23 protein-coding genes, 2 tRNA genes and 1 other RNA gene are annotated in these 23,989 nt (G+C 64.6%); 17 read left to right on the plus strand and 9 right to left on the minus strand.

What is annotated here, in order from left to right:
- Positions 1-209: 209 nt before the first annotated feature.
- Positions 210-285, minus strand: a tRNA-Arg gene (locus TVC13_RS10715).
- A gap of 213 nt (positions 286-498) precedes the next feature.
- Between TVC13_RS10715 and TVC13_RS10720 the strand changes: the two genes are divergently transcribed.
- From TVC13_RS10720 to TVC13_RS10750, 7 genes are all read left to right on the plus strand, one after another.
- A complete protein-coding gene (locus TVC13_RS10720; protein ID WP_422401196.1) occupies positions 499-1,329 on the plus strand; it encodes a DUF4397 domain-containing protein in 831 nt (276 codons plus the stop codon).
- Positions 1,330-1,466: 137 nt separating this feature from the next.
- On the plus strand, positions 1,467-2,147 hold the full coding sequence (locus TVC13_RS10725; RefSeq protein WP_422401197.1) for a sortase domain-bontaining protein: 681 nt from the start codon (positions 1,467-1,469) through the stop codon (positions 2,145-2,147).
- A 68-nt stretch (positions 2,148-2,215) separates the two neighbouring features.
- Positions 2,216-2,785, plus strand: coding sequence for an RNA polymerase sigma factor (locus TVC13_RS10730; RefSeq protein WP_422401198.1), 570 nt, complete (start codon positions 2,216-2,218; stop codon positions 2,783-2,785).
- Positions 2,766-3,524: an anti-sigma factor gene (locus tag TVC13_RS10735; protein ID WP_422401199.1), complete on the plus strand. Its 759-nt coding sequence runs from the start codon at positions 2,766-2,768 to the stop codon at positions 3,522-3,524. The genes TVC13_RS10730 and TVC13_RS10735 overlap by 20 nt, the downstream gene beginning before the upstream one ends.
- The gene (locus TVC13_RS10740) at positions 3,521-4,282 is read left to right on the plus strand and encodes a M50 family metallopeptidase (protein ID WP_422401200.1); all 762 of its coding nucleotides are present in this window, start codon (positions 3,521-3,523) and stop codon (positions 4,280-4,282) included. The genes TVC13_RS10735 and TVC13_RS10740 overlap by 4 nt, the downstream gene beginning before the upstream one ends.
- 650 nt (positions 4,283-4,932) lie before the next feature.
- Positions 4,933-5,472, plus strand: coding sequence for a hypothetical protein (locus TVC13_RS10745; RefSeq protein ID WP_422401201.1), 540 nt, complete (start codon positions 4,933-4,935; stop codon positions 5,470-5,472).
- Positions 5,473-5,474: 2 nt separating this feature from the next.
- A complete protein-coding gene (locus TVC13_RS10750) occupies positions 5,475-6,830 on the plus strand; it encodes a DUF222 domain-containing protein (protein WP_422401202.1) in 1,356 nt (451 codons plus the stop codon).
- A 623-nt stretch (positions 6,831-7,453) separates the two neighbouring features.
- On the opposite strand, the gene TVC13_RS10755 is transcribed toward TVC13_RS10750, so the two are convergent.
- The gene (locus TVC13_RS10755) at positions 7,454-7,930 is read right to left on the minus strand and encodes a DUF3224 domain-containing protein (protein ID WP_422401203.1); all 477 of its coding nucleotides are present in this window, start codon (positions 7,928-7,930) and stop codon (positions 7,454-7,456) included.
- A 121-nt stretch (positions 7,931-8,051) separates the two neighbouring features.
- On the opposite strand from TVC13_RS10755, the gene TVC13_RS10760 reads away from it, so the two are divergent.
- The gene (locus TVC13_RS10760) at positions 8,052-9,311 is read left to right on the plus strand and encodes a glycosyltransferase family 87 protein (RefSeq protein ID WP_422401204.1); all 1,260 of its coding nucleotides are present in this window, start codon (positions 8,052-8,054) and stop codon (positions 9,309-9,311) included.
- Here TVC13_RS10760 and mptB read toward each other — a convergent pair.
- Positions 9,274-10,812, minus strand: a complete 1,539-nt coding sequence (mptB, locus tag TVC13_RS10765; RefSeq protein WP_422401205.1) for a polyprenol phosphomannose-dependent alpha 1,6 mannosyltransferase MptB — start codon at positions 10,810-10,812, stop codon at positions 9,274-9,276. The two genes, TVC13_RS10760 and mptB, sit on opposite strands and share 38 nt — an antisense overlap.
- Positions 10,813-11,153: 341 nt before the next feature.
- Between mptB and TVC13_RS10770 the strand changes: the two genes are divergently transcribed.
- From TVC13_RS10770 to TVC13_RS10790, 5 genes are all read left to right on the plus strand, one after another.
- Positions 11,154-11,741, plus strand: coding sequence for a hypothetical protein (locus TVC13_RS10770; protein ID WP_422401206.1), 588 nt, complete (start codon positions 11,154-11,156; stop codon positions 11,739-11,741).
- A 38-nt stretch (positions 11,742-11,779) separates the two neighbouring features.
- Positions 11,780-12,388, plus strand: coding sequence for an oligoribonuclease (gene orn, locus TVC13_RS10775; protein ID WP_422401207.1), 609 nt, complete (start codon positions 11,780-11,782; stop codon positions 12,386-12,388).
- Between the two features lie 153 nt (positions 12,389-12,541).
- A tRNA-His gene (locus tag TVC13_RS10780) sits at positions 12,542-12,614 on the plus strand.
- Between the two features lie 138 nt (positions 12,615-12,752).
- Positions 12,753-13,940 (plus strand): acyl-CoA dehydrogenase family protein, encoded by a 1,188-nt coding sequence (locus tag TVC13_RS10785; protein WP_422401208.1) that lies wholly within the window; start codon positions 12,753-12,755, stop codon positions 13,938-13,940.
- Positions 13,937-14,509: a peptide deformylase gene (locus tag TVC13_RS10790; protein WP_422401209.1), complete on the plus strand. Its 573-nt coding sequence runs from the start codon at positions 13,937-13,939 to the stop codon at positions 14,507-14,509. The genes TVC13_RS10785 and TVC13_RS10790 overlap by 4 nt, the downstream gene beginning before the upstream one ends.
- An 84-nt stretch (positions 14,510-14,593) precedes the next feature.
- On the opposite strand, the gene TVC13_RS10795 is transcribed toward TVC13_RS10790, so the two are convergent.
- The 3 genes from TVC13_RS10795 to rnpB all read right to left on the minus strand — a co-directional run bounded on the left by TVC13_RS10795 (position 14,594) and on the right by rnpB (position 18,118).
- Complete coding sequence (locus TVC13_RS10795; protein WP_422401210.1) at positions 14,594-16,060, minus strand: glyceraldehyde-3-phosphate dehydrogenase; 1,467 nt, start codon at positions 16,058-16,060, stop codon at positions 14,594-14,596.
- 199 nt (positions 16,061-16,259) lie between these two features.
- Positions 16,260-17,582, minus strand: coding sequence for an MFS transporter (locus TVC13_RS10800; protein ID WP_422401211.1), 1,323 nt, complete (start codon positions 17,580-17,582; stop codon positions 16,260-16,262).
- Positions 17,583-17,733: 151 nt separating this feature from the next.
- Positions 17,734-18,118, minus strand: an RNA gene (gene rnpB / locus TVC13_RS10805) — RNase P RNA component class A.
- Positions 18,119-18,162: 44 nt separating this feature from the next.
- On the opposite strand from rnpB, the gene TVC13_RS10810 reads away from it, so the two are divergent.
- On the plus strand, positions 18,163-18,960 hold the full coding sequence (locus TVC13_RS10810; protein WP_422401212.1) for a YaaA family protein: 798 nt from the start codon (positions 18,163-18,165) through the stop codon (positions 18,958-18,960).
- Positions 18,961-18,968: 8 nt separating this feature from the next.
- Here TVC13_RS10810 and TVC13_RS10815 read toward each other — a convergent pair whose 3' ends face one another.
- The 3 genes from TVC13_RS10815 to TVC13_RS10825 form a co-directional block, all read right to left on the minus strand.
- Positions 18,969-19,901 carry a reverse transcriptase-like protein gene (locus TVC13_RS10815; RefSeq protein ID WP_422401213.1) on the minus strand — a complete coding sequence of 311 codons (933 nt, stop codon included), beginning with the start codon at positions 19,899-19,901 and terminating at the stop codon, positions 18,969-18,971.
- Positions 19,902-19,904: 3 nt separating this feature from the next.
- Entirely contained in the window at positions 19,905-20,645 is a 741-nt protein-coding gene (locus tag TVC13_RS10820) for a zinc ribbon domain-containing protein (protein ID WP_422401214.1), read from the minus strand.
- Between the two features lie 74 nt (positions 20,646-20,719).
- Positions 20,720-21,646, minus strand: a complete 927-nt coding sequence (locus TVC13_RS10825) for a Nif3-like dinuclear metal center hexameric protein (protein WP_422401215.1) — start codon at positions 21,644-21,646, stop codon at positions 20,720-20,722.
- A 125-nt stretch (positions 21,647-21,771) separates the two neighbouring features.
- Here TVC13_RS10825 and msrA point away from each other — a divergent pair, with 125 nt between their 5' ends.
- From msrA to epsC, 3 genes are all read left to right on the plus strand, one after another.
- Complete coding sequence (gene msrA, locus TVC13_RS10830; protein ID WP_422401216.1) at positions 21,772-22,296, plus strand: peptide-methionine (S)-S-oxide reductase MsrA; 525 nt, start codon at positions 21,772-21,774, stop codon at positions 22,294-22,296.
- 83 nt (positions 22,297-22,379) lie between these two features.
- Positions 22,380-23,315 (plus strand): cysteine synthase A, encoded by a 936-nt coding sequence (gene cysK, locus TVC13_RS10835; RefSeq protein ID WP_422401217.1) that lies wholly within the window; start codon positions 22,380-22,382, stop codon positions 23,313-23,315.
- Between the two features lie 46 nt (positions 23,316-23,361).
- Positions 23,362-23,946, plus strand: coding sequence for a serine O-acetyltransferase EpsC (epsC, locus tag TVC13_RS10840; protein ID WP_422401218.1), 585 nt, complete (start codon positions 23,362-23,364; stop codon positions 23,944-23,946).
- The last annotated feature ends 43 nt before the right edge of the window (positions 23,947-23,989 follow it).

A 23,989-nucleotide genomic window follows, 5' to 3' on the forward strand; every position in this document is an offset into this window, starting at 1 on the left:
CGGAGATGCCGGACCTGAACCGCCGCCGTTGGTGGACGTGGACAGGACCGTCCGGATCTGGTGGACGAACCGCGTTGTGGAGGAGGAGACGACGAAGAGGCAGGAGCCGGGGCCGGGGCCGGGGCAGGAGCCGGGGGCCGGGCAGCATTAAAGCCCCCGGACAGCAATGAAGCCTCCAGGGCACAGACCGGCGCTGAAGGCTTCATGAGTGGTGCCCCCGGCGCGACTCGAACGCGCAACCTACGGATTAGAAGGCCGTTGCTCTATCCATTGAGCTACGGGGGCAGACCAATCGATGATACTACGCAGGCGGCACAGTCCCGGGCAGCGAAACGGCCGCCCCGGGACTGCGGAGTCCGCCGTCGGGATGGTCCCGAAAGACTTTTCAGGAATTTTTCATACTTCTGCATCCAAACGTGCAACCCCGTGAGTAAAGGAGGTGTAGGCCACAAAGAGCCAGGGGCAAAGTACCCGGCACAGAAACCAAGAGGAGAAGCCATGCGCAGGACCACAACACTTTTCGCAGCAGCCGGACTGGCAGCCGCAGCAGGACTGGCCGCCGCACCCGCAGCTTCGGCGGCAGATGAGGCCCAGCTCTCCGTCTTCCACGCCGTCCCCGACACGACCGTGGACGTGTACGTCAACGGCGAACTGACCCTTGATGACTTCACTCCCGGCAGCATGGCAGGACCGCTCTCGCTTCCCGCCGGCAGCTATGAACTGGCCATTACGGCTCCGGATGCCGCAGATGCCTCCGCCCCGATCATCGGCCCGGTAACTGCTGACCTGACCGCTGGAGGGAACTTCACGGCAGTAGCCAACCTCGCCGCGGACGGAACACCGACCGCCAACCTCTACACCAATGACACGTCCACCCTCGAAGCCGGAAAAGCAGGCCTGACAGTCCGCCACGTGGCAGCTGCCCCGGCAGTTGACGTGCTGGCGAACGGCGCACCGGTGATCAGTAATCTCGCCAACCCCGATGAGAAGACCCTGGCGGTGGATCCCGGAACGATTTCCGCTTCCGTAGCGGCCGCCGGAACTACCGAGCCCGTCATCGGCCCGGCAGACCTGACGCTGCCTGAGGGTGTTCACACCATCGTCTACGCCTGGGGATCACTGGACGCCGGTAACCTGGCCCTGGCAACCCAGACCATCGAAGGCATGGAAAGCGCTCCGAACGCAGTACCCGGCGCCCTGCCCGCAGCCCAAGACAACAATGCCGGCATCATGCTTGCCGCCGCCGGCGGCCTGACGCTGATGGCCCTGGCCGGCACCGCCGTGGTGGCCCGCCGCCGCAGCATGGTGGAAGCTACTTCCGCAGAGTAATCCGCGGGCGTGCAGCGCCCTTGCAACACTGAAGGTGCAGTGCAGCCGGCGGAACGGCTGCACTGCACCTTCTTCCTTCCCCGCTTGATCTCAGAACAAATCTCAGAACAGCTAGAACAACCGAAAGGTCCCCTGACATGCACCAGCCCGGACGCTCACGCAGACACCTGGCGGCTGCCTGGCTGGCCGCCGGAGCACTGACACTTGGTTCCTGCGCATCCGTCCCGGCCGCCTCCGAACCGGCAGCGAGTGAGCCGGCTGCCACTGCAGGGCAGACACAGCAGCAGTCCCCGGGCACCGCTCCTGCGCTGCCTCCGGAGAGCACCTCAAACATCCCCATCCGGCAAGCCACCCCTGAAGCAGCTGAAGCTGTCCCCGCTCCCGTCCGGGTTCAGGTGGAAGGCACAGGCATCGATTTGGAGGTGGTTCCCGTCGGCGTCGAGGACAACGGTGCCATGACCATTCCCGATAACCATGTCCAGGCCGGGTGGTACGAATACGGCTCGGCTCCGGGTTCGGACGAAGGGTCTTCAGTCCTGGCGGCCCACGTGGACTCACAGACCGAGGTACTGCCCATTGCCGGACTCAAGAACGTAGCCCCGGGCACCCGCGTCATCGTGACCCGCGAAGACGGTTCGCAGGTCGTCTATGAGACCCAGAAGGTCGAGAACATCGCCAAGCGCTCCCTCGACGGACACAGCCTCTTCAACCGTACGGGCGACCACGTGCTCAAGCTGGTCACCTGCGGGGGGAAGTGGCTCGACACGGAGAACGACTATGAAGATAACGTTGTGCTCACGGCAACACCGGTATCATAGGGAAAATCCGAACGCGCATGCACTCCCGCGCAGCTCCTACACAGGCCAACGGCAGGAGATTTTCCCCGATGTCATCCGGTGCCCCCGAGCGGGACGACGGGCTGGACCAGGCTTTTGCCGCAGGTGAGGAGGCAGCACTCGCCGAAGCCTACCGCCGCTTCGCGCCGCTGGTCCGCACCATGTCCCTGCGCCGCCTCATTGACGCAGGAGCTGCGGACGACGCCGTCCAGGAAGTGTTCATTCGGGCCTGGCGGTACCGGGAGACATACTCTCCCGAGCGTTCAACGCTCGCAGCGTGGTTGGTGGGCATTGCCCGGAACGTCGCCTCCACGATGACCTCTTCAAGGCTCCGCGAAGACGACGTCATGGAAGGCGCTGCTGCTGTCAGCGAGCGGACAGGCTCGGGCGGTCCAGATCCGGAAGGGGTCGCCGACAAGGTGGTTTTGGATGCCGAACTCACCCGGCTGGGTGAGCCGCAGCACTCGATACTGCGGCTCGCTTTCCACGAAGACCTGACCCACCAGCAGATTTCCGAGCGGCTCAGCCTGCCGCTGGGGACAGTCAAAAGCCATATTCGCCGGGGACTTACTCAACTGCGGCAACGATTGGAGGTAAGCGATGCAGCACCTGCACGATGATGCATTGGCCCTCCTGGCTCTGGGCGAGGAGCCCAGTGCCGAAGAGTCTGCCCACCTTGAGAACTGCGAGCAGTGCCGGAGCGAGATCAGCGCTTACGGCCGGGTGGTAAAGGCTGGCCGAAGCACGGCTCCTTCCGGGTCCGTGCCCCCGCCCGCCGTCTGGGCAGGCATCCACGAAGCGCTGGGCCTTGACCCGTCCCTCAGCCGTGACCCGTTGGAAGACCAGCAGACCTCCGCCGCCGAAGAGGCGAAGGCGGATCCGGAACCTGCGGGTGTCGCACGGCCGGTCTCTCTCGCAGATGAACGACGACGACGCCGCGGGGCTAAGTGGCTCGCCGCCGCAGCAGCGGCAGCAGTGGTTGCCGGAGCAGCGACCTGGGGAGTGGTGCAGGGTCTTGCGCCCAAGTCCGAGGTCATTGCCTCCATTCCGCTGGAGCCCCTCCCCTCGTATAGCGATGAAGGCACAGCCACGGTTGACGTTCTGCCCGACGGCGAACGCGAACTCGTAATCACTTCCAGCAGCAGTGACGCCGAAGGTTACCGGGAAGTCTGGCTGATCTCCCCCGACATCACCTCCATGGTGAGCCTGGGCGAGATGGACGGCACCGAGGCCCGGCTGAAGATCCCTGACGGCCTGGATCTGAGCGCCTATCCGATTGTGGACATTTCGGATGAGCCACTGGACGGCAACCCCGAACACTCCGGCAAGTCGATCCTGCGGGGCCAGCTCGAGCTTTGACCTGGGCTGCGGACTTCTGGAACAGGGTAACTGCCGGTTTCAGCCGGGTTGAAGGGCTGCAGACGCAGCCCTGGCTGCTTGCCGCCGTCGTCGCCGTCGCCGTCCTGCTGTCAGTACCTGCACGGACATGGCGCTGGTTTGGGCTCTTTGTAACTTTTGTCCACGAACTGGGACATGGCTTTGCTGCACTTACTGCCGGTCACCGGATCACGGGAATTGAGCTCCGGTTTGATCATTCCGGCCAGATGCGAAGCCTCGGCCGGAGCAGCTTCGGAGCGGTGTGGTCCGGGTTCTGGGGTTATCCGGTGCCGGCACTGACTGGTCTGGCCCTTATTTGGGCCGCCCAGTCGGGATGGGCGCCTGCGGCTCTTTCTATTGGTGTGCTGGTCCTCCTCTCGGCGCTGATCTTTATCCGCAATCTTCAGGGTGCTGCGATAGCGCTGGGGTGTGCCGGTGCCGCAGTGCTTCTGCTCTGGTTTGTTCCTGCCGAGCTGGTCTCACTGGTGATTGCTTCCTTGGGAATCGCGCTCCTGGTTGGTTCGGTGCGTGACTGGCTGAACGTGCTAAGTGTGCATACCCGGCGGCGCAGTGCCCTGCAGTCCTCGGACGCCTGGATCCTCGCACAGCGCACCAAGGTGCCCTCCGGCGTTTGGCTGACGCTGTTCGCCATCGTGATTGGCGGCTGTGCTGCCGCAGCTGTGTGGCTGCTCTATACAGTGTCCGGGCTGCCGGCGGTGGCTCTGAATTCCTCGTCATAGGCTGTGCTGTGCTGTGCTGGCAATCCTACGGGCTGCACGTCCGGTCCCGAAGCTCCGTTGGTGCCCCGCAACCCTAATTCAATCAATGTCTAAAAGCAGGTAAATCACCGGTAATCGGTGGTCCTGAAAAGGGCTGATTTTGGCCTCGGAATGTCAGTGGCAGCTGAAAGAGTTGGGGTATGAACCGCTCCTCGGACACACCGTTCTTCCGGTCAACTGACCGGGAACGGAGCGGTGCGCCGGGTGCGGAACCGAACATGGAGCCGGGTGTCGAACCAGGGGCCGAACCAGATGCCGAATCCATTGTCTGGCGGGATTCCAGCGCCTCGCCTGGGCCTCATTCCGGGAACCCGTCCGGCCCGCATTCAGGGAACCCGTCCGGGCCTCATTCCGGTTTTTCGCCCGGACCGGAAACCACCGGCTCGTCTGGGCCTCACCCCGGGAACCAGTCTGGGCCGAATCCCGGGTTTTCGCGCGGACCGGGACCCGCCGACTCGTCTGGCGCGCATCCCAGGTTTGTTGCTCCTTCCGGTGCAGTGTTCCGTGCCGATCCTGCCTTGGCCGATGACACCCCGGTGGAAGCCCTTCCTGAGGGATTTGCTGGCAGTTTGTCGTTTCATGGCGCCGAGTCCTTGGGCTATGACGAAACCGTGTCTGCTCTGCAGCGTCTGGGGATGCTGGTCTCCTGGGCGCAGGCTCAGCAGGCACGTGTTGCCGCCCGTTTGGAGGTTCTCTTCGCCCGCGACATCGCCGATGCATCCGGACGCGAAGAACCAGCCCTGGCCATGAGCCTTGCGGCAGCCGAGGCATCCACGGTCCTGAACATCCCCCACATGACCGCGATGCAGCTCATCAGTGAATCCTCCCGCCTCTGCGCCGAGGCTCCGGACACCCTGGTCCAGCTGGCAGAGGGGAAGAACGCCATCCAGCACGCGCGGATCATCCTTGAGGAAACCCACAACCTGCCCACCGACGTCCTTGAGGCGACGGAAGCCCAGACAAGTGCCGGTAACGCGGCTGCTGAGGACACCGGTGACAACCAGTCAGAGTCGGGCCAACTGGACCTCGGATTCAATATGGGACCCGGAGACATGGGACCCGGCGACGGAGCTGAGCGCGGAGCTTCGATGGAGCGGCGTCGGGAGACGGGGCCGGAACCGAAGCTGCCCTTGCAAGCGCCGACGCACTGACTGTGCGTGGTGCGTTCGAACGCGATCTGCTTGCAGCGGCTGAAGGCAGGACTGCTGCCGGGTTCGGCCGGCGGGCACGAAGGCTCCGGGAGTCCCGGTTCCCGGATCTGATTCCGGTCCGGCACCGTGAGGCGAAGGACAAACGCCGGGTGATGTTCCAGCCCCTGCCCGACGGGATGTCCTGCCTCAGCGCGATCATCGCCGCGGAGAAAGGTCAAGCCATGTTCGCAGCCCTCACCAGTGCCGCCAAAGCCGGCAAACGAGCCGGCGACCCACGAACCATGGACCAGCTCCGCGCTGACACCCTCACCGAACTGCTCCTCGAAGGCGAACCAACACCCACAACCACCTGCCCTGATTCTGCTCCCGGTACTGCAACGGGCAGCGAGGACGCGCCTGGCAATGGCACTCCCGCCAGCGAGGGCTGCGGCTGCCGCGGAACCACTTCCACTGGCACTGCCACTTGCCCCGGCTCCGGCCCCGGCACTCGCACTGGCACAGGCACCGCCGCTTTCCCTGGCTCCGGCCCCGGCACTGCCGCTTTCCCTGACACAGGCCCCGGCACTGGTGTTGGTATTGGTACCGCTGGCGGCACTGCACAGGTGAAGCCCCTAGACACTCCTACCGAGGTCGGAAGCGAAACTGCGACCGGGACCGGGGCCGGGACCGGAACTGAGACTGAGACCGGTCCCGTCCCCGATTCCATTGGACCGCCGGCCTCCACCCCTCCTACGAACCCGGAACCGAAACGGCCACGCCGGGCCGAACGGCACCGGAACCGGAACCGGTCCAAAGTCCGCACCGAAGTCATGGTCCTGATCAACGCTGACACCCTGGCCGGACTCGACGAGAACCCCGCAGAGCTAAACGGCTACGGACCAATCAGCGCCGACACCGCACGGACCATGATCCTCGACGCCCTGCACTGGACACCCCTGCTCCAAAACCCCGCCACCGGCGAAATCCTCAACGTCGGACGAACACGCCGCATCCCCGCAGGACTCAAACGCTGGCTCCAAGCCCGGGACGGAACCTGCCGATTCCCCGGCTGCTCAGTCAGCGTCACCCATGCCGAGATCGACCACACCACGCCCTTCTCCCATGGCGGACCCACAGACCATACGAATCTGGAACACCTCTGCCCCAAACACCACCGCTTCAAAACCCTCGGCCACTGGAAAGCCCGCCAACCCGAACCCGGAACCATCGAATGGGAGTCACCGACGGGACGCTCCTACACCACCGACGCCACATTGGACTACACCCCAGCACAACAGACCGCCGGACTACGGATCCCGCAACAGGAGAATCCTGCACGTAAGAGGCATGACACAGACGACGACCCGCCGCCGTTCTAGTGGATTCCCTGGCCCGTTTGGCAGGAAACCCTACCGGCGCACAGAGCCTTACGAGTACACAGAGCCGTACGGGTGCAGGTGCGGGCACACATGGCTGGCCCGGGCAACGGCCACCACCGGTTTGCCGGGCTCGCCGGCAACCGGATTCGGCCAGCCGGGCTCGCCGGCAACCGGATTCGGCCAGCCGGGCCCGCAGCCAACCGGTTCGCGGCCAACCGAGTTCAGCCAACGAGATTCGACCAGCGGGCACCCAGGCGGCCCGGGCTGGCGTAGGCTGTCGGGTTTCGCACCTGCCACGAGCAACCAAACGGGCCCACAGCCAACCGGTTCAACGCCAAACGGGTTCAGCCAACCGGTTCAACGCCAAACGGGTTCAGCCAACCGGTTCAACGCCAAACGGGCCCACCGCCAACCGGGTTCAGCGCTGGCAGCACTGTTCAGCAGCAGGTCACCATACGCTCGGAACAGCAGGCCCACACGACCAAGGTCAGCGGGCGCAACAAGAAAAAGACCCAGGAAGGATTCGCCCAGCAGCAGCAGCACTCCGACGGCAACAGCTCAAGAGAACCGCATTCTTGACCTGACGATACTCAACCGCGGTGGTCCACGGTTCCGGTAAATCCCTAGCGGGCGTCGGCGGCGTGGCCGTCGATAGTCTCCCCCGCGGACGGCATGTCCGGCTCAGCCGGAGGCAACGGGAAAGACACACGCAGCTCAAGACGGTGCTGACCGTCCTCCGTCTGCGAAAAGATCGCTTTACCGGAGATACCGGCAAGACCGCCGGTACCGGAACCAGGAATGATATGGCCCGACGACGCAGTAGCTTCCCCTTCGGCAAGCCCCCAGTGCTGGATCACCATGGTGCCTTCACGGCCCTCAACACTGCCGGCAAAAACATCGCTGCCTACATAGCCGGCACCGGTGTCATTGCCAGCCAGAAGCAGGTCGGAAACGCTGGTACCGGTGATGGGTCCTTCGAAGATCCTCACCGCCCGAACCGTAGAGAGTTCGCTGTTGGTTCCCTCCACTGCATAAGGGGTCGGCTCCCAGGAGGAAACTTCAAAATCGGCAGTGATCGAGTGCTCTGTTCCGTCGCCCATGCCTACAGTATTCCGTGTTCCGCCACCAATTGCATGCCGGACTTGCGCCGCAGGTACCCTAGTCGCTGGGGTGCGACGGCCTGCACACCCGAAAATCCGCTGCTAAGGAGTACCACCCCGCATGTCATCCACACCGGCTGCAACCAAACCCAGCTACATGCGTCCAAGGGTCCTGTGGCTGACATTCGCAGGGGTGCATCTGCTCTTTTTCGGACTTCTTTCCCCGCTGATCTTCGCCGGTGAGGTACTCAGCGACATCCAGTTCTACCGGCAGTGGGCATTCGAAGGCCTGCAGGACGGCGAGTGGCAGGGCATCACCACGGACTGGGTCTACCCAATCGGTGCGCTGGCACCCATGCTGCTGGCCGCCGTTTTTGGATACGGACCCTACCAGTTCGCCTGGTTCCTCATTTTCACGGGACTCAATGCTGCAGCTCTGGCAGTCCTTACCCGGGAACGAACCCGGCAGCACTACATCGCCGCCTACTGGTGGATGGGCATCACCGCACTGCTCGGACCGGTCGCCGTCGGCCGCATTGACGGGCTGACCGTTCCGCTGGTGATCATGGGACTGCTCTGGCTGGCCACCCGCCCGGTGGTTGCTTCCCTGCTGCTTGCCGGCGCCACCTGGATCAAGGTCTGGCCGGCAGCGGTCATCCTGGCCGTCCTCGCCGTTTCCAAGCGCCGCATCACACTGCTCGTTACCGGAGCCGCTCTCTCGGCCGTCATCGCCGCCATCGTTACTGCGGCCGGAGGCGCACGTCACCTGCTGAGCTTTATGAGCGCGCAGGGAGACCGCGGGATGCAGCTGGAAGCACCGTTCACCACACCCGGCCTCTGGCAGGCCATCCTGGGCCGGTCCGACGCACACATCTTCGAAGACACGGTGATCAATACGCGGGAGGTGCGCGGCGCTCTGGGCGAACCTGTGGCCGCACTGATGACGCCGCTGCTGGCGGTATCCGCAGTCGCAGTCGTCGTGCTGCTCCTCTGGGCCCTGCGCCGCGGAGCCGACACCGGTGCACTGCTGGCAACCGGTTCCCTGGCTCTTGTCTCAGCGTTCATCGTCTTCAACAAGGTGGGCTCACCGCAGTTCATGCTCTGGCTCGGCGCAGTGACGGCCGTGGGCGTGGCCTGGCAGGGACGCGCCTGGCGCGTTCCGGCAGCAATGATGGTTGCTGTCGCAGCCCTGACGACGCTGGTCTATCCGATGTTTTACGAAGCGCTGTACAACGACCTCAACATCGCCGTCGCGCTGCTGCTCACCGTACGCAACCTGCTCCTGATGGCACTGCTGGCCTGGTCGCTGAACAGGATCGTGGCCCTGGCACGGGCCGGAAGCGTCAGCGAATCCGAAGTTCGCCCGGAGCCGGCTCCGTAAGCTTCTTGCGGAACAACACCTTGGTCTTCGGATCAAGGAAGATCAGGTAAAGCGCGAAGGCGACGGCGGTGACGGCGGCAATCTGCCGTGCCGCACTGAGGCTGAACTCAAAGTACGGCCAGATATCCAGCTGGTCGCTGATGGCGTACACCATAAAGAAGGACACAAACAGGTAGAGCGTCTTCACCTGCCAGTCGTTGCGGATGCCGGTGACGGCAAACAGCGGAATCAGCCATACCACGTACCAGGACTGGATCATCGGGGCCAGCATGACGATCGCCGCGAAGGCCAGCGCGAGACGGCGCACCAGGCGCGAGTAATCCCCGACAAACATGAGCCACACCACGACGGCGAGGGAGGCCAGCCGCCCCAGCGTGTGGATGACGTCGGCGAAGGACCAGCCGGGCAGCCCGAGAGAGTTGCCCAGCGTAGCCACGATCAGTCCGAGGAAGCCCACCGGGGCGTACCAGATCCAGACGCTGCCCGGCGTGCTCAATGCCCCTACCCAGCCGAAACCGAGTCCGTTGACGACGCCGAGTACTGCGAGCAGTCCGAATGACAGCGCGGCGGTCATGAACCAGTAAAGGAACTTCCGCGGCCAGGAGGCGCCCTTCCCAGCCCACATCAGCGCAATGAAGGGCAGGAAGATCAGCGTGATCGGCTTGATGCCCACGGACAGCGTGACCAGGACCGTGGCCAGAATGCCCCGTTTCGTGGCTGCGTAGTACAGGCCGGCCAGGGCCAGGCCGATCATCAGCGCGTCATTGTGGATGCTGGCAATGAAGTTCGTCAGGAAGAGCGGATTCGCGGCGGTGAGCCAGAGTGCCCGGTTGGGGTTGATACCGTGCATTTCGGCCAGCTTGGGCACGTAGTAAACGCACATTGCGACGCCGATAAGGGCAATCAGGCGGAAGAGCAGAATCGAGAACTCCGTCTGGCCGCCGGTAATGCGCACTACGATCTCTTCGAGCCAGAGGAAGATGGGCCCGTAGGGAGTCGGGCTCTGCGCCCAAAGATCATCTGCCCCCAGCTGGAGGTAGTTGGAGATCTGGGAATAGCCGTCCTTGTACGGGTTCAGCCCGCTGACCATCACCAGCCCCTGGGCAATGTAGGCAAACACGTCCCGGCTAAACAGCGGCAGGGTCAGGCACATCGGCCCGCCCCAGGCGAGGATGGCCTTGAGCACGTATGGGCGGGACTGCGGCCCCCAGTCTCCGATCCGCTGCCCAAACCGCAGCCAGGAACGCACCAGCAGCATTCCGCCCAGTGCCAGGAGCAGGACGGAAATCACCGCACCGGCCGGCTCGAAGCGCAGCCACATGATGAACTCGACGCGGCGCAGTTCGATGGAGGAAAGCGACAGCCAACCGACTCCAAGGGAGCCGGCCAGCATCATCATGGAGCCGATGAAACCATGGATGATCGCGACGTTCGGATTGTCGGTTTTCGTGCTCTCCGGTTCGGGAGACGAAGGCTCGGTCGCAGGGACCTGGGCGGTCATCGTTGGTCGTTCCAATCTCTGGTTCGTGCGGCGGCCCCAGCGAACGGGCACCAGGTTCGAAAGCAAGTGCCTCCATGGGCGTGCGCTGTGCACACACTCCCAGCGAATCCGCCCACTGCAGCTTCCGGTCATCGGATCCGGCTTGGGCGGGATCGTCAGGCCAAATATTAGCATCGAGACATGTGCGCCCATGGGGACGCGGCGGCGCGCTGCACGGGCTTTGCGTTGCGGCTCACATAGACTGGAGCGGTTGGGTCGGACAAGGCAAGGCGGTATGGGCTGTGGGGCGCCACCGGGCAGAACCAGGAGTCAGACGGCGCGGCCGGCGCGCCGAAAATCGGGTGTCAGGCCCGCAGCGCAGCACGGAACTGCTGGGCTGGGGCCTTTTCGTCTCCGGGACCACCGGGGTCTGCCTGCTGTGGGCTGAGCTGCCCGTTTCAGTTTCAGCCGGAACCTCCGCTATCCTCCTGGCCGCCTTCGCTGCAGCCTGGTACGCCTCCCGGACTCCCGTCTCCCCGCAGCCCCGCGTCGAGGCAGCCGGCGCGCTGACGGTTCCCGCGGGCGAAGCGCAAGCCGTCCCCGCGGTTCCCGGGTCACCTTCGGCCGGAAGGCCCGCTCCTGCAGCAGACCTGTCCGTTGAAGATGCGCTAAGAAGCCGCCTGGAAAGCGGCGCCGGCACTCCCGTGAACGACGGCCATCCCAAAGACACCGCCCCGGCCATTCCCCTGGCGCCCGGCGCAGCCCGGGAGTTCCTGAACACCCCCATCCCCGGCTCCGCGGGACAGGCGAGCCGGTGGACGCGCACATTCGGTCCTCCGGACACGGGCTCACTCCCCCTGCAGCCGTACATCCCCAGCGCACATCCGCCGGTAAAGACTGCGGACTCCGAGCGCCAGGACCGCCGCCAGCGGAGCCACTCCAGCCTCTAGGCCCACGGCGCCAAGGGTGTGCGGGGTACATTTGTCTCGTGCCAATAACTAACGAACGCATTGTCTGGATCGACTGCGAGATGACCGGGCTGGATATCAGCGCCGATGCCCTGATCGAGGTCGCGGTCCTGGTCACGGACTCGGAACTTAACATCCTCGGTGACGGCGTCGACGTCGTCATCAAACCCGACGACGCCGCCCTGGAGCAGATGGGCGACTTTGTCCGCCAGATGCACACCACGTCCAAACTCCTGGACGAGCTGCCCGGCGGCATGACCCTGGCCGAAGCCGAGGCTGAGGTGATCGAGTACATCACCAAGTGGGTACCCGAACCGAAGAAGGCCCAGCTGGCTGGAAACTCAGTCGGTACGGACAGGATGTTCCTCGCCCGGGACATGCCCGAGGTCATCGATTACCTGCATTACCGGATCATCGATGTGTCCACCATCAAGGAACTCGCCCGCCGCTGGTACCCGCGCGCCTACTTCCAGGCCCCGGCAAAGAACGGCGGCCACCGCGCCCTGGGAGACATTCAGGACTCCATCAACGAACTGCGCTACTACCGTGCCGCTGTCTTCGTACCGGAGCCCGGACCCGATTCAGCACAGGCGAAAAAGATTGCTGCGCAGATCAGCGGCACATCCTAAAACAGTTAGCTGCATCACATTTGGGGCGCTGAGGTGCACTTGTGTCAGAAGCACTCCAAAAACCGTGTAAGCTTGTTACCGCTGCCTCAGATAAATGAGTTCGCAAAGACCACTCGCCTGGACTTTGCAGATGAATAAATCTGAGTGCACATGGTGGGTATAGCTCAGTTGGCAGAGCGCCTGGTTGTGGTCCAGGAGGTCGCGGGTTCAACCCCCGTTACTCACCCGGAAGAGGCTGGTTCCCAGCTTCACAAAGGCCGCCTCGGATATTTTCCGGGGCGGCCTTTTACGTATCCGCTTTCACTGCCCCGAATGGGCAGGTGCACCGTAAACGCCGGCAGGCGAGAACTAAGGAGGCGCCGCGTTGGAACGCACGCTTTTCGAGGAAGACCACGAGCTGTTCCGCGACCTGGCACGCGAGTTCAACGTGCGGGAAGTAGCGCCAGGTTACCCGGACTGGGAAGCCGACCACATGATGCCGCGCCGCCTGTGGAAGGCCGCCGGGGAGCAGGGGCTGCTGGGCCTGGCCGTTCCGGAGGAATTCGGCGGCGCCGGTATGCGGGACTACCGCTACCGCGTGGTCATGGACGAGGAGTTCGCCCGGGCCAACCATCTCGCCGTCGGACTGGCTTTCCATCTCCATGACGACATGGTCCTCCCCCACCTGCTGGCCTACGGTTCTGAAGACCTCAAGGAGCGCTGGCTGCCGCAGATGGTCAGCGGGGACAAAGTGACTTCGGTGGCCTGGACCGAGCCGGGGGCAGGCAGCGACCTGCGCGGCATCCGCACCAAGGCAGTCCGCACCGCCGACGGCGACTGGCTGCTCAACGGCCAGAAGACCTTCATCGGCAACGGGATCAGCGGAGATGCGGCCCTGGTCCTGGCCCGGACAGACGGCGGTACCGGACGCGGCGGCGCCCGCTCCTTCAGCATGTTCATGGTGGAGAAGACCAGCGGCTACACCACCGGCCGCCAGCTGGACAAGATGGGCCTCAAGGCTTCTGACACCGCTGAACTCTTCTTCGATGATGTGCTGGTCCCGGCAGGGAACCTCGTGGGCGAGGAAGGCCGCGGCCTTGAATACGCCGCCGGACAGCTGCCGCAGGGACGCCTGGCCATCGCCGTGGCTTCCTCCGCTGTGGCACGGACCGTCTACGAGGCCACCGCCGCCTACACCGCCGAGCGCGGCGCGTTCGGGGCCCGGGTCAGCGACTTCCAGAACACCCGCTTTGAACTGGCGGACATCCTCACCGAGGTGGAAGTCACGGAGTCCTACGTGGATTCAGCAGTGCAGGCCTTTAATGCCGGCTCACTCGACGCGGTTTCTGCGGCGAAGGCCAAGCTCTGGGCCAGCGAGCGGGTCAAGTCCGTGACAGACCGGTGCCTGCAGCTGCACGGCGGCTACGGATACATTCTTGAGTACCCGGTGGCCCAGGCCTTCCTGGCGGCGCGGCTGCTGACGATCTTCGGCGGAACCTCCGAGATCATGCGCGAAGTCATTGGCCGCAGCATCACCTCCCCCTCAACCGAGAACGGAAAGCAGAACCCATGACCGTCCGCCCAATCGTCATCTACGGTGAACCGGTGCTGCACCGCCGGGCTGCCGAAGTCGCCAGTTTCGACGACGACCTGCGCACCCTTGTTGCGGACATGTACGAAACCATGGACGTCGCCAACGGCGTTGGCCTCGCCGCACCGCAGATCGGTGTGGGCCTGCGCATCTTCACCTTCGATTTTGCGAACGACGACGACGCTCCGGACCGCGGCGTCGTCGTCAACCCGGTGCTGCTCACCTCGAAGGTGCCCGGCTCCGCGCCCGATCCGGATGAGGAAGTCGAAGGCTGCCTGTCCGTGCCCGGAGAGAACTTTCCCCTCACCAGGGCGGACTGGGCACGGGTCTCCGGATTCGATGAGAACGGCACCCCCGTCCAGTTCGAGGCGACCGGGTGGTTCGCACGGGTGCTTCAGCATGAGTACGACCACCTCGACGGCAAACTCTATGTGGACCGGCTCAACGACCGCTGGGGACGCAAGGCACGGAAGGTCCTCAAGTCCAACGGCTGGAACGTTCCGGGCCTGTCCTGGATGCCCGGGGTGGATCCGGACCCGTTCGGCCACTAGGAGCACCACAGCTGAAGGCAGAACCTAAAACAGAGCGCCCCGCCCGGTTACCCGGACGGGGCGCTCTGTTTGTATACCTTGGCGCTAGGCGCTGGCGACCAGTTCCTCGGCCCGCGGGAAGGCGGGCGGGTTCACGTGGGCCATTTCTTCCAGGACACGGATAACCTGGCAGCTGTAGCCGTACTCGTTGTCGTACCAGACGTAAAGGATGGCGTTCTTGCCGTTGGAGATCGTGGCCAGGCCGTCAACAATGCCGGCCCGCTTGGAACCGACGAAGTCCGTTGAAACGACTTCCGGGGAATCGATGTAGTCGATCTGCTTATGCAGCTCGGAGTTCAGCGAGGTTTCCCGAAGGAAGGTGTTCAGCTCTTCCTTGGTGGTCTCGGTCTCGAGGTTCACATTCAGGATGGCCATGGAGACGTCCGGGGTGGGTACGCGGATCGCGTTGCCGCTGAGCTTGCCCGCGAGTTCCGGCAGCGCCTTGGCAACGGCCTTGGCAGCACCGGTTTCAGTGATGACCATGTTCAGTGCAGCGGAGCGGCCCCGGCGGTCACCCTTGTGGAAGTTGTCGATCAGGTTCTGGTCATTGGTGAAGGAGTGGACCGTCTCCACGTGTCCGTTCACGATGCCGAACTTGTCGTTGAGGACCTTCAGCACCGGCGTGATGGCGTTCGTGGTGCAGGATGCCGCCGAGAGGATCTTGTCCTCATCGGTGATTGCCTGGTGGTTGATGCCGTGCACGATGTTCTTCAGGTCGCCCTTGCCCGGAGCGGTGAGCAGCACGCGGGCGACGCCCTTGGCGCTCAGGTGCTGGGCCAGTCCGGCTTCGTCGCGCCAGCGGCCGGTATTGTCCACCACGATCGCGTTGCTGATGCCGTAGGAGGTGTAGTCGACGGAGGCCGGATCGTTGGAGTAGATGACCTGGATCAGGGTGCCGTTGGCCAGGATGGTGTTGCTCTCTTCATCCACGGTGATGGTGCCGGGGAAGGCGCCGTGCACCGAGTCGCGGCGCAGCAGGCTGGCGCGCTTGACCAGATCGTTCTCGGCGCCCTTGCGCACAACGATGGCCCGCAGGCGCAGCCCCTGACCGCCGCCTTCGTGGTCAATGAGGATGCGAGCCAGCAGGCGGCCGATGCGGCCAAAGCCGTACAGCACCACATCGGTGCTGGTGCGCTCGTCAGCGCCGTGCTTGCCTGCGACGTCGGCAAGTTCAGTTCGCAGGAAGTCCACCAGGGGCGCCCCGTTGCCTTCGCGCTGGTACTTGGCGTTCATTCGGGCCAAATCCACGGAGGCTGCGCCGAGTTCCAGTTCGGTGAGAGCCTTCAGGATCGGCAGGGTCTCAGAGACCGGCAACTCAACGTCGTCGATCTGACGGGCGAAACGGTGCGCCTTCAGAATGTCGATGACGGAGCGGTTGACCAGCGGGCGGCCGTGAACCGAGGTGACAACACTGTTCTCCCGGTAGAGGCGGCCGATGAGCGGGATCATGGCTTCTGCCATCGCCTCCCGGTCCATCCACGCATCCAGGCAGGTTTCGGACTTCTGGCTCACAGATCTTCACATCCTTTGTCTCAGCCGGCACTGCTTTGTGACCGGTTGGTAAGTCCTCCGGCGCCATGGCCGGAGCAAGCCCGCATGGGCCGGGTCTTGGTGTTCCGCGGCGAAAAGCGCGGCCGCGGACCTTCTCTAAGTGTATTAGGCCACAGTCGAAGCTCGGGACAGGGCTGCGAGATGTTCGTCACAGGGCCGATTACAGCGAGGACTGCTCCTGGGCAGCGGCTTTCGGCTTACCGTCCGTCTGGCCAGTCGGAAGTGACGGTGCCGGTTCCAGGTCCTCAAGGTGTATTACGCCCCGGAGCGGACCCCGGGAAGCGACGAACGGTGCGAGGACGGCGACCAGGATGCCCACCACAATCCCGCCGCGGACACCGACGGTGGTGGCAAGAACACCGGCCAGCAGGGAAGCTATTGCCAGCATCCCCCAGCTGACCATCCGGGTCGCGGACCCCAGGCGGCCCATCATGTCCGGCGGACAGACCCGCTGCCGGAAACTGGTGGAGACCACAATGTTCATGGAGATGGCGAGTCCGGTCAGGAACATCCCGAAGAACCCGGGCAGCATTCCCCACCCCGGCGTCATCAGCAGCAGGGCGGCGTAACCGGCCGCGGCGGGAAACATCGAAAACCGCCACACCACACCGGAACCGAACCGTTCTGCCAGCCGCTTGACGGTCAGGCCGCCCAGGGTTCCGCCCACGGCGGTGGCAGCCATCAGGAAGCCAAGCCAGGTGCCGTTCTCCCCCAGGGTGCGTATCACCAGCAGCACGATCAGGGACACGACGATGTTCCCGCCGAGGTTCCAGAGCGCGGCAACCAGCAGCAGTACACGCAGCGGCGTAGTGCTCAGTGAGTAACTCAGCCCCGAGCGCATCTCACGCCAGATATGGCGCTTCTCGGTACTGGCAGGCAAGGGTTCCTCAACCTTCAGCCCGAGAATGGCAATGAAGGAGGCAACTGACGCGGCCAGCTGCACCAGGAGCGAGTTCGACGCTCCCACAGCCTGGGTCATCCAGCCGCCCAGGCCCCTTCCGACGGCGTCGGCAGAGGCACCGGAACCGGTCATCAGGCCGTTGCCTTCGATCAGCTCATCCTTGGTCACCGCACGCGGAATAAGCGCAGCCTCAGCGAGCGTGAAGTACACCGCCGCCAATCCGGCCAGGAAGGAGACAATGAACAGCTGCGCCGTCGTAAGCACACCAAGCCAATAGGCGATGGGCAGGGTGGCGAGCAGCACGATCCGGGCCACGAGGGAAACCAGGATCACCGGACGGCGCCGGCGCCGGTCCACCACCACACCAACCGGCAGGCCGAACAGCAGCCAGGGCAGGAAGACCATTCCGGACAGCGCCGCGACGGCGAAATCGCTGGCCCCCAGTTCCACAGCCGCGATGACGGGAAGGACGACTGCAGTGACAGACCCGCCCAGGATGCCCATCGTCGAGGAAACCCACAGCGCCCGGAAGTTGGCGTTGCGCACCACAAGGTGCCTTCCGGGTACTGATTGCGTGACCATCGACACAGAATAGCCGAGGCATATGCAGATGCATGCCCGACCATACCGGTAGAAATAAGTCAGCCTAAATTCCTGCTAAACGCCCCGGCGTGCTTGTAACGGAGGCAGACGGTGTACATAATGCGTGACGCCGGGCCGGCGTGGAGAAGGCGGGACGGGCTGGCCGATAAGCCGGGTTTTGTACCTGCCGGCCGTTACCGGCACTGCAGGCGGCAATCATCCATCTCCGGAAACCGTTGCCGGTTCCCTCCAGCGGCCTACCCGGATGCTCGGGCGGGCAGCCCTCAAACGCACCCTGTATGGCCTTGCTCCGAGTGGGGTTTACCTAGCTGCCCCGGTCGCCCGGGGCACTGGTGGTCTCTTACACCGCCGTTTCACCCTTACCCGCGGATAAACGCGGGCGGTCTCTTCTCTGTGGCACTGGCCTGCGGGTTTCCCCGAGTGGGCGTTACCCACCACCCTGCCCTGCGGAGCCCGGACTTTCCTCGGCAGGTCCGGTCCGAAAACCGTCCTGACGCGATTGCCTGGCCAACCCGTCCCGCGGTCAATGCTACCTTCCGCAGGACCGTACGATTAATTCGTGCTGATCCTCCTGCCGCCCTCCGAGGGCAAGACCCGCCCGGAGTCGGGCCCCACCCTGAACCCCGATGCGCTTCATTTCCCTGAGCTTGCCGGCGCCCGCAAGGAAGTGCTCGCTGCTCTGATGGATGTCAGCTCAGCCACTGACGCGCACGAAGTGCTGGGAGTCGGAGCGTCCCTGGCCGCCGAGGTACAGCGGAACACGGTTCTTGAAAACGAACCGTGCGCACCCGCCCACCGGATCTATTCCGGCGTCCTCTATGACGCCCTTGGCCACGCGACGCTCACCCCCGCCCAGCAGCAGGCGGCGGAGGACGCCGTCGTCGTGGTTTCCGCTCTCTGGGGTGCCATCGGCTTCGGCGATGCAATTCCGGCCTACCGGCTCTCGATGGGAACGAACCTTCCCGGCTGCGGCCGGCTGGCAGCGTTCTGGAAGGCCGCCCTCGCTGAACCGCTGGGCAGGCACTCGGAAGGGCACCTGGTGGTGGACTGCCGCTCCAGCACCTATGCCGCCGCGTGGCAGCCCGTTCCGCAGAATACAGCCGCCGTGAACGTGTTCCAGCTGCGGGGCGGTGAACGCAAAGTGGTCTCCCACTTCGCCAAGCACACCCGCGGCGAACTGGCACGCCACCTGCTCACCCGCAGCGGCAACGCACCGTCGACCGTCGAGGAGCTTCGCAGCGCCGCTGCGGAAAAGTGGGAGGCGGAACTAGTGCCGCCGGCAGGGCGGAAGCCCTGGCAGCTCAACCTGATCCTGCCTGAAGACAGGCAGGGAGGACCGGCAGGCAAGCGCAGCTAGCTGTACAGCTAGCTTCGGTCGGCCACCAGTTCCACCTCGAAGCCGTCTTCGTTTTCAAGGTACGCGGCGTAGTGGCCGGCTCCCCCGGCATGCGGGTGCTTGTCCGGGAACATCGCTGTCCAGCCGTGGCTGGCCGCACGCCGCACCAGCAGGTCGATTTCTGCGGGGGTCCCTGCACCGAAGGCCAGGTGGTTCAGCCCCGGGCGGAGCCGCTCATGGCCTTCGGGAACGACGTCGGGGCCGGCCTCGATCACAATGTAGCCGCCGGTGCCCGTCCAGCTGGCGCCGGTGGCCCAGGAATCCCTGCGCACAAAGCCCAGCCGCTCAAGCAGCCAGCCAAGGCTGGCTTCGGCACGCGGGAAGTCCCGCACCCAGATTTCGAGGTGGTGCAGCCGCCCGGTGGGCACGGCTACCGCCGCGGCCGGTGCCGGTTCCGGTTCTGCAGCGGCAGCCAGCTTCCGTCCCTTCCACGGAACGCCGGCGATCCCTGCGTCCATGGCCTCGTTGGAGAGCCGGTCCGCGTCCTTGTTAATCTCACGCGGGATCCACTGGTACTTCACCCGGTGCGGATCAACCACGGAACGGGCCTTGCGCGCCAGCCGCTGCATGTCCTCGTGCTTGATTTTCCAGCGGCCGCTCATCTGCTCAACCACCAGCTTGGAGTCCATCTTGGCGAGGATCCAGGCATCCGGGTCGATCTCATTGGCCAGCTCGAGGGCCGCGATCAGCCCGGAGTACTCGGCGACGTTGTTGGACACGATGCCCAGGTACTCGGCCTTTTCGACCAGGATGGCGTTGGTCTCGGGGTCCCGCACCAGTGCACCGTAGCCGGCGTGGCCGGGGTTGCCGCGGGAACCGCCGTCGGCTTCGACAATCAGGGTCCGCCGGGCACGGGACGGCGAGGCGGAGACTTCAGTATCCGTTGGGTCGAACAGGGTCACCGCTTAGCTGCCCCACTCCGAAGAACGGACCAGGATGCAGCCGGAATCCGGGCAGAACACAATGTCGTCTGCCGCGGCCTTGCGGATGTCCGCCAGGTCCCCGGGGCTCAGCTGCATGCCCGAGCCTTCGGAGGTGCCGTGGAAGAGCCGGGCAGCGCCGATTCCGTGGCGGGCCAGCGTGCGTTCGTAGACTGCGAGCAGATCGGGGGCAAACCGGCCGGCCAGCTCTGTGCGCTGGCGCTGGGTTTCGGCGCGTTCGGCCTCGATGTCGGCCAGCTCGGCGTCGCGCTTGGCTTCCAGGTCTGCCAGTTCAGTCTCCGCAGACGCTGCCTCGGCGCGGCGCTCGGCCTCAATTCCGCGGACAGACTCCAGGCGCTCCATCACTTCAAGCTCGGTGTCTTCCAGGTCGGACCGGCGGCGGCTGAGTGATTCGATCTCGCTCTGCAGGGCGGTCAGCTCCTTTGAACCGCCGGTTCCGCTGTCCAGGTGCTTCTGGTCCCGCTCCAGGCGGGCGGTCACCGATGCGACGTCCGCTTCGGCACGGGCAAGCTCACGCTCAATGTCGGCGCTCTGGGTCGCTGCGGCACCCAGTGCCGAGCGTGCGGCTGCAGCCTTGGCGGCCAGGGCCTGAAGGTCGGGGTTTTCCCGCACACTGCGCGCCCGCGAATCCAGCTGCCTCATCTTCGAATCCAACGCCTGCAGGTCGAGCAGCCGGAGCTGCTCTGCCGATGATGCTTTTGCCACCAAATACCTCCACATAATCCGCTTGCCTGACTGGTGCGGCTCTCCTAGCCTATGCCACCGGCGGGCACCGGCTGCTAGCCCGGAGTGAGGACGAAGTCCCACGGATCGGTGTTGCGGGTACTCACCCGGATCTCAACGCTGAATCCCTGGTCTGCGAGCACGTTCTCCAGTGCGCCCGCGGCCGGGGTCAGCCACAGCCATTCGCTGCCGAAGTGAGACACATCTATAAGGTAGGGCCGGCCGTTCACGGCGCCCTCGCGTGCTTCCGACGCCGGGTGGTGGCGCAGGTCTGCGCTCACGTAGACGTCCGCCTGCTGCGCCCGCACGGCGCCGAAGAGGCTGTCCCCTGCACCGCCGCACACAGCAACGCGCCGGACAAGTCCCTGCGGGTCACCTGCCACCCGGACTCCGCCGGCAACCGCCGGCATGATGCTGAAGACCAGCTCTGCGAATTCAGCCAGCGTGGTGACTTCGGGCAGGTCTCCCACCCGGCCGATGCCTTCCTCGGGAAGCCCGTCCGCGGCAGGCACCAGCGGAACGGTGTCTACAAGGCCAAAGGCATCTGCCAGCACGTCGGAGACTCCGCCCACGGCACTGTCTCCGTTGGTGTGGGCAGTAAGCAGGGCGCAGCCGCCTTCGATCAGCCGGTGCAGGGCGTCGCCCTTAAAACCTGTCCCGGCCACCGAGTGCACCGGCTTCAATAGCAGCGGGTGGTGGGTAATGAGCAGGTCCGCTCCCCACTCCAAGGCTTCATCAATGACCTCATGGACGGGATCGACGGCGAAGAGGATGCGCTGAACGCTTCGCTCCGGGCGTCCGGCAACCAGCCCAACGGCATCCCAGTCCTCTGCCAGGGATTCGGGCCAGAGCTCTTCGACGGCCAGGAGCACGTCTCCGAGCCGGGGATGTGCTGCCGGTTGGGCTGCCTGATCCGCGGGCGCATCCTGGCCTTCCAGCTCCTCGCCGCTTGCCTCGGTATCGCCGTTGCGTGGGGTTTCCATAGCTAATAGTTCTACCCCACGCGCACCCCTGCCGGGTAAGGGAACACGGCGCCGCTCCCCTGCACTATTCGCAGATCGGAAGCCGGCGGGGAATCTTTGCGGCCGGCGCAGGCTTATACATTGGCATGAAGACCTATGTTCTTGGCGGAGGCTGCTTCTGGTGCCTCGACGCCATCTACCAGAAGACCCGCGGCGTGAAGAGCGTCGTCTCGGGCTACACCGGCGGGTTCACCGCCCACCCGGACTACGAAAGCGTGTGTTCAGGCATCACCGGACACGCCGAAGTCGTTGAAGTGACCTTTGACGAGGACGTCATCCCCGCCGAGGTCATCCTGGACATGTTCTTCATCTCCCATGATCCGACCACCCTGAACCGCCAGGGCTACGACGTCGGCACCCAGTACCGATCTTCGATGTTCTACCGCACCGAGGAGGAGCGCGAGGAGATGGAGAAGGCCCGGGAACGTGCCCAGGCGCTGTGGAGCGATCCCATCGTGACGGAAATTACCCGGCTGCCCGTTTTCCACCGGGCAGAGGAGTACCACCAGGATTTTTACGCCAAGCACCCCGAACAGGGCTACTGCCAGGTGATCATCAATCCGAAGCTGGCCAAGGCCCGGAAATATTACGCCGAATGGCTTGACAACTGATCCTATGAATGCCTGCAGATACGCTTGAAGTAACAAGCGTTCCGCATCCGGTTCACAGGCTTCGACGAACAGAGGACAAAAACATGGCACGAATTTACGACGACGTCACCCAGCTGGTCGGCGGAACCCCGCTGGTCCGCCTGAACCGGCTCACCGAGGGCCTGCCCGGCGATGTGGCAGTCAAGCTTGAGTTCTACAACCCCGCCAACTCGGTCAAGGACCGCATTGGCGTGGCAATCGTCGACGCCGCTGAAAAGGCCGGCGCACTGCGCCCCGGCGGCACGATCGTGGAAGGCACCTCCGGCAATACCGGAATCGCCCTGGCCATGGTTGGCGCTGCCCGCGGCTACAAGGTGATCCTCACCATGCCTGAAACCATGTCCACTGAGCGCCGGGTCATGCTGCGTGCCTTTGGTGCCGAGATTGTGCTGACTCCGGGAGCCGACGGCATGCGCGGCGCCGTGGAGAAGGCCAAGGAAATCGTGGCCACGACGGACAACGCCATCTGGGCCCAGCAGTTCGCCAATGCTGCCAACGCCCAGATCCACCGCACCACCACGGCCGAGGAGATCTGGGCCGATACCGACGGCAAGGTGGACATCTTCGTAGCCGGCGTCGGCACCGGCGGTACCGTGACCGGCGTCGGCCAGGTCCTGAAGGAGCGCAAGCCGGGCGTGCAGATCGTCGCCGTCGAGCCCAAGGACTCGGCAATCCTCAACGGCGGTTCGCCGGGCCCGCACAAGATCCAGGGCATCGGAGCCAACTTCATCCCCGAAATCCTGGACACCGAAATCTACGACGAGGTCTTCGACGCCTCGATCGAGGACTCCGTTTCCACGGCGCGTGCGCTGGGCACCAAGGAAGGCATTCTGGGCGGCATTTCCTCCGGCGCCATCGTCTGGGCAGCGCTCGAACTCGCCAAGCGGCCGGAAAACGCCGGTAAGCTGATCGTGGCCGTTGTCTGTGACTTCGGAGAACGCTACATCTCCACCGTTCTCTACGACGACATCCGCGGCTAGTCAGCCCCGCCTGCGACGGCGGGTACCCCGAAGCAGAAAGTCACCCGTGAGTTTCCTGTCCCGCCTACGCGAAGACCTCGCCGCCGCCGCGTCCCACGACCCGGCGGCGCGCGGATCCTTCGAGAACCTCGTCGTCTACTCCGGACTGCATGCCATCTGGATGCACCGCCTGACCCACAAAATGTGGGCAAACCCGGCACTGCGTTTCCCGGCACGGGTGCTCTCGCAGTTCGCGCGCTTCGCCACTGGTATCGAGATCCACCCCGGCGCCACTATCGGCCGCCGGTTCTTCATTGACCACGGCATGGGTGTGGTCATCGGGGAAACAGCGGAGATCGGCGACGACGTCATGCTCTACCACGGTGTGACCCTGGGCGGGCGGTCGCTGGCCAAGGTCAAGCGGCATCCCACCCTCTGCAACGGCGTCACCGTGGGCGCCGGTGCGAAGGTTCTGGGCCCGGTCACCATCGGTGCCAACAGTGCCGTGGGCGCCAACGCCGTCGTGGTCAAGGACGCGCCTGCGGACTCGATCATTACCGGCATTCCGGCGACGTGGCGCCACCGTGATCCCAAGATGAACCAGCCCGCCGTTGATCCGGCGGAGTACGTTGATCCGGCGATCTACATCTGAGACCAGACAGGCAAAAGGCCGGCTGCCCCGAGAGGGAGCAGCC

This window comes from Arthrobacter sp. 3Tela_A (genome assembly GCF_049311025.1).
Classification (GTDB): Bacteria; Actinomycetota; Actinomycetes; order Actinomycetales; family Micrococcaceae; genus Arthrobacter_B.